Origin of the sequence: Pseudomonas sp. B15(2017) (assembly GCF_002113215.1) — a bacterium.
In the GTDB taxonomy this organism is placed as follows: domain Bacteria; phylum Pseudomonadota; class Gammaproteobacteria; order Pseudomonadales; family Pseudomonadaceae; genus Aquipseudomonas.
Genome location: NZ_NEJZ01000011.1, coordinates 1 through 12,563 on the forward strand (window position 1 = coordinate 1; position 12,563 = coordinate 12,563).

The 12,563-nt window shown below is 55.6% G+C and carries 5 protein-coding genes and 2 pseudogenes; 3 read left to right on the forward strand and 4 right to left on the reverse strand.

Annotation, left to right across the window (positions count from 1 at the left end; genetic code table 11):
- Window positions 1–212 (reverse strand): annotated as a pseudogene (locus CAF73_RS30350) (hypothetical protein); the annotation flags it as partial.
- Window positions 213–534: 322 nt separating this feature from the next.
- Between CAF73_RS30350 and CAF73_RS16905 the strand changes: the two are divergent.
- The 3 genes and pseudogenes from CAF73_RS16905 to CAF73_RS16915 all read left to right on the forward strand — a co-directional run bounded on the left by CAF73_RS16905 (window position 535) and on the right by CAF73_RS16915 (window position 7,037).
- Window positions 535–2,463 carry a hypothetical protein gene (locus tag CAF73_RS16905; protein WP_227234797.1) on the forward strand — a complete coding sequence of 643 codons (1,929 nt, stop codon included), beginning with the start codon at window positions 535–537 and terminating at the stop codon, window positions 2,461–2,463.
- A 166-nt stretch (window positions 2,464–2,629) separates the two neighbouring features.
- Window positions 2,630–4,558, forward strand: coding sequence for a hypothetical protein (locus CAF73_RS16910; protein ID WP_176247744.1), 1,929 nt, complete (start codon window positions 2,630–2,632; stop codon window positions 4,556–4,558).
- A 182-nt stretch (window positions 4,559–4,740) separates the two neighbouring features.
- Window positions 4,741–7,037, forward strand: a pseudogene (locus CAF73_RS16915) (autotransporter outer membrane beta-barrel domain-containing protein).
- Window positions 7,038–7,189: 152 nt separating this feature from the next.
- Here the strand turns inward: CAF73_RS16915 and CAF73_RS16920 are convergent.
- The 3 genes from CAF73_RS16920 to CAF73_RS16930 form a co-directional block, all read right to left on the reverse strand.
- A complete protein-coding gene (locus CAF73_RS16920; protein WP_085703314.1) occupies window positions 7,190–11,434 on the reverse strand; it encodes a hypothetical protein in 4,245 nt (1,414 codons plus the stop codon).
- Window positions 11,435–11,562: 128 nt separating this feature from the next.
- The gene (locus CAF73_RS16925) at window positions 11,563–11,958 is read right to left on the reverse strand and encodes a YbaN family protein (RefSeq protein ID WP_085699579.1); all 396 of its coding nucleotides are present in this window, start codon (window positions 11,956–11,958) and stop codon (window positions 11,563–11,565) included.
- Window positions 11,959–11,968: 10 nt separating this feature from the next.
- Window positions 11,969–12,556, reverse strand: coding sequence for a YecA family protein (locus CAF73_RS16930; protein ID WP_085699577.1), 588 nt, complete (start codon window positions 12,554–12,556; stop codon window positions 11,969–11,971).
- Window positions 12,557–12,563 lie beyond the last annotated feature (7 nt).

Sequence of the window (12,563 nt, forward strand, 5' to 3'; positions counted from 1 at the left end):
TCCGATCGAATGGCGGGGCGATGGAGGTATTGAATGGCGCTGAACCGAGGCTGGCTACTGTCAGAAATTACAGGTGCGGGCGGGTTTAAGACGAACGGTTGACCTGAAGGCTGAAATGATAAAACCCGCCGTCCCATGGAGTTTCTTTGAATCGAGGGTTTCGTAGGGCGAATCGAATCGACTTCCGGCGGGTTTGGCGTGGGTTTGATCATGGCGAATCTCCGTGATTGGACGGAGCCGCCACGCCTCATCGCTAAACCGGCGGATTCTGGAGGATGCGTAGGCATCGGCGCGAGGCTGGGTAGCCTGAGTCGGTCAGCCACTGAGTATGTTTGTTAAACATTTCTGTTTATGCCGCTCTGCCGAATTGACTGCAAGCCCAATCCCCGACGAACGGTAGTAAAACCTGTAATTTCTGACAGTAGCCGGCGAATGTGCAACGCCGTTAAATCACGTCAGAGCAACGAATCATGAACCTGCAGATAACGTGCAGATGTTCAAGAGGCGTGGCCATTTCGTGAGAGGGCGTCCGTAATGCCGATGACTCCAAACCAGATCGACTCTGTAGATCCCGAACTGGAAAAACCCAGGGTTCCGATCATCCTCAAGGATGAGAACGGCGATGAAAGTCCTGATGGGCTGCTGCCGCGCAGTGCTTTAAGCGATGATCTGCAGGTGATTGTCCCCGACTGGATACCGCCCCCCTTCGCTGATCCCATCCCTTACATCATTACCATCAGTTGGGTGCTGGAGGGCGGCTCTTTCACTCCGGTGTACAAAGATACATTCGATACGCCGGGTGAGAAGGTCTTGAAAGTCCCGCGGGACAAGCTGGCGCATGGCATTTACGCCTTGTCCTACGAGTTGAATTACGGTGGGAACAAGAAAAATTCCTTTGATACTCGAGTGACGGTAGATCGGCTGCCTCCGGATGATGGGCAAAGCCCCGGAGCCCTGATATTGCTGAACGTTCCCGGTGACGTCATTACCGACGACTATCTCACCCGTTTTGGCGAGGTCAGGTTTCAAGTCCCGTTTTATGTGGATGCCAAGGCACGGGATCGTGCGATCTATTTCCTGACCGACAGCGACAATCCGCCGGATTCGGAGCAGGAAATTCGCGAGCAAGAGTTCAGCCAGCCGGACATCGATCAGAAACAGTTGATCATCACGATTTATGAAGCGGACATTCGGGCCAGAGGGCACGGCCCACGATATTTTTATTACAAGTTGCGTGACTGGGCCGGCAACATCGGGCCGCGCGCCACGCTGTTGCCGGTGTTTGTCGATCTGAGACCCGGCCCCGGCAACCTCAAGCCGCCTCGTGTGCCCTTGTCGATCCGGGGATTGATCGACCGCGAGCATGCCCGCGAAGGGGCCACGAACCAGAAGGCTGTTACGGTCGAAATCGACCCTTATGACAACCCGGATGCTTCCGACGAACTTCTGATCCGGTGGAACGGTCATGATCTTGCACCGCTTGATGTCGATCCTGCGGCATTTCCACTCACCGCGACCGTGCCCTGGGCAACGCTGACGGCTGACGGGCTCGGGCCCATGGACGCGCATGTCGACTACCGCGTCAGCCGGGGCGGGATACCGACGCTGCCGTCACCTGAAACAACCGTGCCCTACAACTTTACAGTCGCAGGTCAAGACCATCCCGACGCACCTGCACTGTTGAACACCAGGCTGGCAAAGGTCGAGATTTACGGCGCCGTTTCAAAAGAGCTGAACAAGCTGCTGCCCGATGACTACGAATTGCCTGCCGAAGGGCAACTGGCGCTTCATGACGATCCCGTACCGGGGGAAAAGGTCTTTCTGTATTGGGGAGCCATCAGCACACCCGTCGCGGAGTACGAGGTTCAGCCTGGGGACACGGCCGGGAAGATCATTTTCTTCAGCATCCCCTGGGCGTTTATCGACCTGGACAAGGAAAACCCCGTACTACCCGTGCGCTACGTCACCGATAACGGTGTGAATCAGCAGTTGGCCCCGACGACCCTGGTGAACGTGGCAATCATCATCATCAGGAATCTGCCCGAGCCGACCTTCCCGGATGGCGGGCGACAAGGGCTACTCAATTGCTGCGCCAACCCGCGGTTGTGGGTGCATGTAAAAGTTCATGTCAAAGGGAATGACGCGTTCGACGAGAACGACGTTGTCGAGCTGCATTGGCAAGGGTGTCTGGGCCCCAACGGTACTTCTCCTATTGCGGGCGCTGCAGACTCTTTCCCGAAAACGCTGAGTATTGATGAGGCACGCAATGGTTTTGACGTGCTGGTGACGGACTATCAAAAGTTGATTGCGCCCATGGTCAATAACGGATCGGCGCTCTGTCGTTATTTTTTGAGAAAGAGCAATGGTGGGCGGGGAGAGTCGAGGCCGGATTTTGTAATCATCAATAGAACCATGCCCAGCGGGGAAGTCTGTGGACCGGATAAGGATCTTTGTAATGAGTGATTTCCCCGAAGGGCAAGTGTTTCAGGAAGTTTGTGCGTGTAATAACTGCTGATGCGCACAGTCGTGCCAATGCAGTGTTTTTTGATTTGCGGTTGGTTCCAGGTGTTCTGGCACGGGGATGCAATACCCTTTGTCATTTAATCAAGTCATTGAAAGGATGAGCAAAATGAAAAATGTCATTAAGTTGACCCCGGTACAAAGTCGTGAGCGTTATTTGAGTATTCTCCGAAATTCACCGAAAGCGGGCTATGAAGCGCCTGAGCTGGATGATGATAATCCTCTGCTGCCTGATGAGATGGACGATGAACCGAATCAATTGCACAAACAGTATCAGGGTTTTGCATTGAAAGTGAATGTCCTCAGGTTCGACGGGTCTGACGATGATCCTCCCGTTGACGGGTTTATAGATCTGACTTGGAATGGCACTCGGCAAGGCACCCGGTATACCTACCGAACCCCTCTTGATCCTGTAATTCTTGAAATTCCAATGGTATTGCCAGCAGGGCTTACGAATGTCTCGGGTCCGCACTTGTTGAGCTATGTACTCAATCATGGCGGGAACACTAAAGATATTCCGGATCTGCTCATCAATATCGACACTGCGCCACCTGATGTCAGCGGTCTTGTTTCTCTTCCTCCGGAGGTGGAGGCCAACGGGATTACCAAGCCTTATCTGGATGCCAACGGTTTTGTCCTGATTACCATGCCAAGGGTCGCCGATATAAAAATAGGGGACAAGTATGAATGTTATTTTGGCTCGACATTTCCGACACCGGTACACGTAGGAGATTTTACTGTTGTCGATTCTCTTGATCCCGTTACCTTTAATCTGACGACCGCAATGGTCGGAAATGAAGAGGGTGAGAGAGCGATTTTTTACTATCGTACGGATCGGAAAGGCAACCGAAGTCTAAATTCGCCTTTCAAACGAGTGAACGTAACATTGACGGACCCTCCAGCAAATCTGCTACCTCCAAGTATTCCGCTGTTTGATAACGACATGGCACCGAAGAAGATCGACCTCGCCGACGCTCGGATGCGCCCTGGAGTAGGGATCGAAGCTGAGTACGACAATTTTGTGGAGGGTGATGAACTTGAGGTCACCGTCGATGGCGTTGTAGTGCCAGCACAAAAAATCGCTGGCTTCCCTACTTATGTAGAGATTCCTTATTCGTACTGGCATAACGGTGATCTCGGAGAAAAAACCATTGAGGTCAGCTATCAAATAAAACGTGGAACGGTTCGACATCCTGCCAGTAATCCCCCCAAAAACGACGCTGTACTAGTCGATCTGCGCCGGCCAGGGGACGGCGAAGGTCCAGATGACCCAAATCCCGATTTTCTTCCAGTCGATGTTCAAGGGGCGGGCGGCAATCCGATAAACGTTTTGACGGTGCTGGACAAGGATCAGGATGTTGACGTAACAGTGGCCGCTTACCTGGGTATCAAGGATAAGGATATTGCCACTCTGATCTGGAACGGAGTTGAAGTTACAGACGCTGAAGGCGGTGTTCTTCAGTTGGATGGTACGGAGACTGACCTGGATTGGACAATTGATTGGTCAGTTGTAGATGCTGGTGGGAACGGCACTGAAGTTCCAGTGACTTATAAGGTCACCAATCCTGATGTGAACGATAACGAAGAGCGCTCACTGCCGCGGGATGTAGATGTGTTCATCAGACCGGGGAGTGTGCCTCAGGCAACCTTCCAGCATCTCGATCCGGATTTTGGTTATTTGAATTGCCCTTCATTGCAAAGCCATCCAGAGCTTATAAAATGTATCGAGGTTTTTATTCCGGGGGGAGAACCGCAACTGGAAGGTCAGACGTTGACTTTTACTTATCAGGGCTACAGTGATTCCGCTGGTAATACTGAGATACCGGGTAATAACGATAAGGTTACATATAAGCCGGATTCTTCGGATGTGCAAAATGGTTTTACCATACGCTTTCCGTATCAGCAGTTTCTTGATACAGGAAATGCATGGGGGGCGGTGAGTTATGAAGCCGTGATTGATGGGCGGCCTACACCGTCAGTGCGACACCTGGTCAGGGTGCTCATGAGGCATGGTGATGCGACACCTTGTAGTATTTGAAAGAAAAAAACGGGAGGCTGTTGCCTCCCGTTTTTATAAAATCAGTGTCAGGGATTTTTCTTCCTTGTTTATCGGACTTGTCCTACATTTTTTTTTGAGGAATCCGATTAGTTTTCGCGCTCTATTTCTTTACGAAAATGCATTTCGCACTTTTGCACGGGTATATCAGAGGTGGGTAAGTCATGAGAATATTTGGCGGGCGGCTTGAACGTCTTTCTGTAAAAGACGCGTTGAGTATTCTGATGGTCATGCCAGCCATTTCCATTTCCAGCGGCGGCATACTGGCAGCCACCATTGTCGATAACACGACGCTGAATATCGATTCGACGACAACGCCGATCGATTATCTGGTGCGTAACAACGCAGTGTTGAATGTCAATGGTGCCACCACCCAGTCAATTACCATTCGATCCGGATCGACACTGACCATCAATGGCGCCACGGTCGTCAGCAATCCTGGCGTCGAAGGCATTCTGGTCACCAGCAGCCGGGGCACCATCAACCAGGCCAATGTGACCAGCGACGACATCGGTCTGGCCGTCAACCGTTCTTCGATTGCCGCTGGCGGCTCTACTGTGGATGTTTCCAACAGTCAGATCCGTGGTGATGTTTTCGGCGCGCAAGTCACGGGGCTCAGCACTTTGTCGCTGGCCAATACGCAAGTGACCGGTACTGGCAGCAATGGCATTGGTGCGAATCTTCTTGGCGGCGCGTTGAACGCCTCCGCCGGGACGGTCATCACCGGTCAGGCGACAGGCGTGCGCATGGTCAACGATACGGCCAATGTCGGCGCCCGTACGCTCTCGCTGGATAACGCCACTGTTCAAGGCATCAACGGATCTGCAGTTCTGGTTGATCGCGGGACCAATGCAACCATCAACCTGTCGAACGGCGCCCGGCTGCTTGCCGGGAACAATAATCTGCTCGACGTCCAGGGTGCCTCCACCGCCGCCATGACCGTCGCCAACAGCGAGTTGCAGGGCAACATCAACATCGCCGGCAACAGCACCGGCAACCTGACCTTCGATCAAGGCCGGATGACCGGCGATGTGCTGGTCGAAAACGGTTCGACCGCCAACGTCACCCTGCAGAACAGTTCGCAGTTCACCGGCCGTCTCGACAAGGTCAATGCCGTGACCGTCAACAGTGGTGCGATCTGGACCCTGACGGGCAACGACACCGTAGGAACGCTCGCGATGAATGGCGGGACGGTTCGCTTTGGTGCGCAGGATGTGCCGAATACCTTTTACCAGTTGAACGTCGGTACGCTGGCCGGCTCGCCCGATGGTTCCAGCACTTTCGCCATGAAGGGCAACTTCGCCACGGGGCAGCATGACTTCCTCAACGTCACCGGTGTGGCGACCGGGCAGTTCGGTTTGCTGGTGGCGGCGTCCGGTCTGGACGCAGTCAATCCACAGCAACTGACCCTGGTGCACACCGCCGCTGGCGATGCGCAATTTGCTTTGACAGGCGGGCGAGTGGATCTCGGCACCTGGTCCTATGACCTGGCCCAGCGACCGGTTGGAACCGGCGGCACTGAATGGTTCCTCGATCCGACCACCCAGGTGATCAGCCCTGGTGCCAGTGCGGTGCTGGCCCTGTTCAACTCTCCGATCACCCTGTTGTACGGAGAAGCCAGTTCACTGCGCAGCCGCATGGGTGAGTTGCGCTTCAACGGTGGCCAGCCGGGCGCCTGGGCACGCACCTATGGCAATCAGTACAACGTGTCAGAAAGCTCCGGTGTGGCGTACAGGCAGAACCAGCAAGGGCTTTCCCTCGGAGCTGATGCCCGGGTGAATGACAGCGATGTTCTGGTGGGCGTGATGGGGGCTACAGTCAATCGGACCTGAATCTTGAACACGGTACTTCAGGCACGGTCAAGAGTTACTACTTCGGGCCTTACGTGACGTGGATGGACCGCGACACCGGCTACTACGTTGATGGCGTGCTGAAATTCAACCGCTTTCGTAATGAGGCCAAGGTTGGAATGAGTGACGGCACGCGTGCCAAGGGCGATTACGATAACTGGGGTTTCAGTGCATCGGTTGAGGCTGGTCGTCACATCAAGTTGAGCAACGATTACTTCATCGAACCTTTCGCGCAGTTTTCAGCCGCGCAGATCCAGGGCAAACGCTTCAGCCTGGACAACGACATGCAGGCCGATGGCGATCGCACTCGCTCATTCCTGGGCAAGGCTGGCGCCACGTTCGGGCGCAATTTTGATATCGGCAACGGTGCTGTGGCGCAACCTTATGCGCGCGCGGCCATTGCCCATGAGTTCGCCAATAACAACAAGGTCAAGGTCAACGAAAACAACGTATTCAACAATGACTTGTCAGGTTCCCGGGCGGAGTTTGGTGCGGGGGTGGCGGTGGCCCTGTCGGAGAAGTGGCAGGTGCATGTCGATCTGGACTATTCCAATGGGGAGCATATTGAGCAGCCGTTTGGGGTGAGTCTTGGGGGGCGGTACAGCTTTTAACTACTGTTTGGTAAAGGGAAGGTGTTTCGTAATCAGCGAGATACCCTAACGGCCGCTGCTCTGTCGATGAGCAGCGGCCTTGTCATTTCAGTTAATTGGTTTTGCCTGATGCCGTTGGACACTCTTAGCGCAAGAGTGTCCAGGAACGATGCTTAAGGTTTGATGCCAACTCCAAGTTGGATTGTGATAGCCATGTGGTGATTTTCCGCTCCGGTTACCAGATTTTTACAGTGATAAAACGGGTTGGGGTTGATAGGCACAGGCCTTTCCTCCCACGTCCAATACATTCCGTTACCCAATGGCCAGCGGCCTCCATAAGCGCTGTGTATTTCCCGTAACTCGCCCAACGAAGGCACCCTTGCTCCCTGGTTACGAGCAGCGTCCATAATGTGCGACCACCAATTACTACCCAGCGCGATACATTGGATGACGCCTGTCACGGTTACGGTATAGCTCTTTGTCTGGTTGGCGGCATCCGTGACTGTAATCCTTGTTGTACCTAGTCCCCTGACGGTTACCAGACCGTTGCCGCCATCAACATGAGCCACCGCGGTGTTTTCGGAGGAATACCGATAACTGGGTTGGCCTCCAGACGCTTGATGTTGAACGGAGGTTCCCGGACCGAAAGCTGGAAGGGTCTGCGGGCTGCCGGGAATCAGGTAGATCTTGCCGCTCAACGTCACCGGGCTTGTGTTGAAATTCAGTGGTGGAATCGGCGAGTTGACGGTGAAGGTTCGTGCGTTTGACGTTTGTCCGGTCGTTACAGCCCGTGCGGTGATGGTATGTCCACCCAGTCCTACTGCCAGCGTAGTGGTCCAAATACCGGTGCTCAGAGCAGTCGTATTGTGTTTTGGCGTGCCTCCATCGTAGATCTGGACCTGATGCAGAGGCGTTACCCGACCTTGCAACGCGACTGAAGTGTCTGTGGTCGCTCCATTGTTCTGCAGTTCACCACGGGAGTCTCTTACTGAATCGAGCGACGGAGCGGTGTGAACTTCGACGGTCAGTGTCCGTGCCCCCGAAGTCTGACCCGCGCCATACAGTGCTTTGGCGGTGAAGCTGTGCGCTGCCACGCTCAGGCCCGTAAGGTCCTTGGTCCAGATGCCGGTCGATGGGTCCGCTGTGGCGTTGCCCTTGCTGGCGGCGCCGTCGAAGATCTCCACCTGCTCGCCCTTGCTGGCGCTGCCCGTCAGTTTCACGGTTGTGTCGACGGTGGTGCCGCGATCTGGAATCACGGTGCCTTTGGAATCCTGGGCATTGGTGATGGTGGGGGCCACCACCGCAGTCACGGTCAGTGTCCGTGCCCCCGAAGTCTGACCCGCGCCATACAGTGCTTTGGCGGTGAAGCTGTGCGTTGCCACGCTCAGGCCCGTAAGGTCCTTGGTCCAGATGCCGGTCGATGGGTCCGCTGTGGCGTTGCCCTTGCTGGCGGCGCCGTCGAAGATCTCCACCTGCTCGCCCTCGCTGGCGCTGCCCGTCAGTTTCACGGTTGTGTCGACGGTGGTGCCGCGATCTGGAATCACGGTGCCTTTGGAATCCTGGGCATTGGTGATGGTGGGTGGCACCGCCGCCTTCACCGTAAAGGCCCGTATCAGGCTGGAAACCGGGTCCGCTGCATATAGAGCGTGAGCTGTAATGTGATAATCCTTGATCTGGAGGTTGAGCAGGGTCTTGCTCCAGATGCCATCAACCCCAACGTCAACATTGCCGTGCGAGGTGGAGCCATCGAAAATCTCGACCTTCTCATCCCGGGTCGCGGTGCCTTTGATGGTGACCTGCTCAAAGAAGGTTTCGCCGCCCTCTGTAACCTCCCCATTGGCGTCAGTCACATGGGTGATCTTCGGCGTCAGCCAGTCGTACCGGGTTCTGATCGTCAGCGATAATTTCGGGAACTCAATCGCATTGACTTCCTGATTGGTGCCATCAAACGAGACTTTGCAAATCACGTTTGCCGGTGTGGAATGCCCCAGTTTCATCAACTCGCTTCTGAGCAGCACTTCATTCAGCCCGCTGCTGACCTGCGCCGGCGTGATCTCGACGCCATCGAGCATCCGGATGACGTGGTCGCTGCCCGCTGCTGTCTTGCCTTCCAGCCTCAGCCAAATGCGTTGCTTGAGTGCGATGTAATGCCACTTGGATACGAGCGTGTTGGCATCGCCACTGAACGTCATCAGGTCGAGAATCTGGTTGGCTGACTGACGCACTTGTGGGCGAGGCAGATCGTTCTCGGGGTCGTCGAATCCCGTTACTCTCAGGCCCAACGACTCTGATTCTGTCTCGTGGCCATAGCGGCGCACGAAGTACTTCACGTCCACAGTTTTGTTGATATTTGGACCGATAATCGTCAGGGGAAGGTGAAAGTTCACGCTACCACTGCTGTGCCCGGGCAGCTCAAGATCTGTTGATGTACCAGCGCCTGGAGTGCCGATCCAATGTAGGGGAATGATATCGAGGGCCGGATCCATAGTGTCGTAGCTGACGTTGACATCAACACCATTCAGCCCATCCATTGCTTTTAGTATGGCGTTCGGTGCCTGTTTGACTTGTGGCGGTGGCAATTCACCTACGAGCGACCCGATCAGCAGGTCGAGTACGGCGGAGTGACTGTATAAACCTGTGGTCGCGTGCTTTAGCGAGTAACGCACCTTGACGTACTGCCCGATATTGCGAGTGACATATTCCGCAGGCACCCTGAAACGCAGCGGTTTACCGGCGCTCAGCGAGGTGATGGGCACCCAGTCGCTGATGCTGCCGAACGGATGGGTCGCTTGCCAATACCAGGTCACGATGTCGTCTTTTTGCGTCGGCGGATTTTCGATGAATATGTGGACGACATCGAAGACTTTGGATGGGTCGAGCACATCTGGATTTTTGCCGGCTTCCTCCACCTCGGGCCTGCGCAGTGTCGCGGTGACGCCTTGTACCCTGACCAACAGATGCTCTGAATCACTGATGCCGTAGAACTCCGGTTTGTCATTGGACACGGTATACCAAAGATCGAGACGGCCGTTGTCGAGCACGTTGATGTGCTCTGCGCCGACGTCAACAGTGAAAAAGCCTTCTTTTGCCTCGTTGTCACTGACGGCATGAGTGAACTCATGGACATAGGGCTGACCGTTGGACTTTTCACCTATCCAGTGACCGGCGACCAGATCGCCATTGGCAATGGCTGCGTACCCGATTCGCACCGTGGCGTAAGGCCTGTGCGGCTCGAGTATGTCGCCCAGCAACTCGAGAATCGTCGGTGCGTCCGGCATTGAAACGTCACCCACCACGTCGGCAAATTCGCGTTTGGAGGATAGCGGCGGACTTCCGTCCGCTTTCGTCAGCACGTAGGAGGCATCAGCCCGGCCCATGGCGATGGCGCGGACTTGCGCGTACGGCACCTCGAATGGCAAGACACTCGGGATGCTTTCCACCAGTTTGGTTTCGGTGTGAATCAACGGCTTGCCAGTAAAAGGGGTGCCGATCCAGGTCATTTCAATTGAATCTTTCAGCGCGAAATCTGAGCCCGCGATAGGGACCTGGACCGTGACGTTCTCCTTATTCAAGTTGATGATGGTGATGATCCCATTAACCGATTCCTTGATGATCGGGGCTTGCAGCCGCCAGGCGCCGGCGTCGACGGCAATCCGAGTGCGTTTGGAGTGCCGGGAAGACCAGTTCCATACTTCATCGTGAGGGTCGTACTTGATTTCCAGCGTCGGGCTGTCGCCACCGGCCAGAATGTCTTCCTGTTTGGCGACGATCACGATGGGGTCCTTGCCCTCTGCCTGAGCTTGTGTAACAAGGTGCGGCGCCAGGGTATGGCTGCCCCAGCGCATCAGAATCGTGTCTCGCAGTGTGATTTCCGGGTAGGCACGAACAGTCAGCGGAATGCCTTTTTTCGCCCACTCGGCGTCGATCACTCCCTGATCGATGATTTCCTGCGGCAGTTGCGCGATGTGCAGTTCGGAGTGCCCGTCGGGTAGATGGGGTTCCCTGTCTCGGCCACCGGGGCTGGTGAGTTTGATCCGAAACAGTGACAACACAGAGGGATCGTCCGGCGCGGTTTCGCCAAACCGGGTCAACTCATAAAAGCATTCATGCAGACCGGGAGAGAACAGCGCTTTGGGCAGATAAAAGAACAGGTGCTTGTCTTTTTCCCCCGCTTCAACCATTCGGGTGAGCACCGGAACGTCATCCCAGTAAACGACATTTTTATCACCCTCCAGCATGTCGAGGTACGCCACAATTACGCACAGCACGCCGTTGGCGCTTTCCTCGACCACTGCAATATTGATCCCGCCATCGGCATCCACGACCGGCGCGACTGCGCCGCTGATCTGCATGGGCCGAAGCGCCCTTGTGACGGGCTGATTGAGATCGGGAAACAGAAGCAGGCTTTTGGTGGGCATGACGAAACTCCTGAACGAGCACGCAATGGGATCGCAGACGGTTTTTTATTGAACCTGAGGGGAGGAGGGAGAGGTACTGTCAGATCTGACAGGTGCGCAGGTTTTTTAGACCAGCGGTCGCTGAGCGCTCAGCGTTTGTGCAGGGTTTTCTGTCGCAGAATGTAGACCGTCACCAACACCGCACTCGTCAACATGAACCCGCGCGCCCACGGCAGCGGCACCAGGTAGCATGAGAACAGAATGCTCGCCCACATCAGCCCGATCGCGTAGACCTTGCCCTTGAGCGGAATGCCGTTGCCATTGAGGTAGTCGCGGATCCATGGCCCGAGCCGGGGATGCTCGACCAGCCATTGATAGAAACGCGGAGAGCTGCGGGCGAAGCAGGCAGCTGCCAGCAGCAGGAAGGGAGTCGTGGGGAGAACAGGCAGGAAGATCCCGATCACCCCCAATGCCACGCTCAGCCAGCCGGTGGCCAGCAGGATGTAGCGCAACATCAGGGAGCGCTTGCCTATGGGGTTGTCCATAGGCCGGATCTTAGTGGTGACGTGGCTTGAGGATCGCCGGTTTTTCGTCAGGTGCCTGGCACAGCAGGTACAGCGCGGTCAGGGCTTCTGGAATCTGCACGATCATGTCGTCCATCAGGTTGGCGTCCCTGGCGATATCTTCGAACTCGGGCTGTTCGTCGAACAGGCCCGAACCGACCATGATCGGCAGGAGCATTTCGCTGACTTCTTCCTCGGCGGTTTCGAACCAGGCCGCTTCGCGCAGGAACACGCCTTCCATGAAGCCGATGCACCAGCCGCGCAGTTCGGAATCGTCCGGCTCGTCGCCCAGGTCCAGTTCGCATGGCAGCTCGAATTCTTCATCCGACGCCAGTTGGCGGGCGATGTGAGCTTTCAGGCCGATCAGCGTGGCTTCGATCTCTTCACGCTGGGCTTCGCTGCTGTAATGCGGCTCTTCGGCGAACAGGGCGTCGATCCACTCACGATCCGGCACCACATCGGCGCAGATCGACAGAGCAGTCAGGTAACCGTGTGCGGCCACGTAGTCCAGCGCCTCTTCATGCAGCTCGTCGGCGTCGAGGAAGACTTGCAGGCGGGTTAGTTGCTCGGCGAAGGACATTAAAGGG

What these genes read in the sequence shown, in the direction of transcription:
- CAF73_RS16930 (WP_085699577.1), bottom strand. Translation starts at nt 12,556, where the DNA reads ATGTCCTTCGCCGAGCAACTAACCCGCCTGCAAGTCTTCCTCGACGCC.
- CAF73_RS16910 (WP_176247744.1), top strand. Translation starts at nt 2,630, where the DNA reads ATGAAAAATGTCATTAAGTTGACCCCGGTACAAAGTCGTGAGCGTTAT.
- CAF73_RS16905 (WP_227234797.1), top strand. Translation starts at nt 535, where the DNA reads ATGCCGATGACTCCAAACCAGATCGACTCTGTAGATCCCGAACTGGAA.
- CAF73_RS16925 (WP_085699579.1), bottom strand. Translation starts at nt 11,958, where the DNA reads ATGGACAACCCCATAGGCAAGCGCTCCCTGATGTTGCGCTACATCCTG.
- CAF73_RS16920 (WP_085703314.1), bottom strand. Translation starts at nt 11,434, where the DNA reads ATGCCCACCAAAAGCCTGCTTCTGTTTCCCGATCTCAATCAGCCCGTC.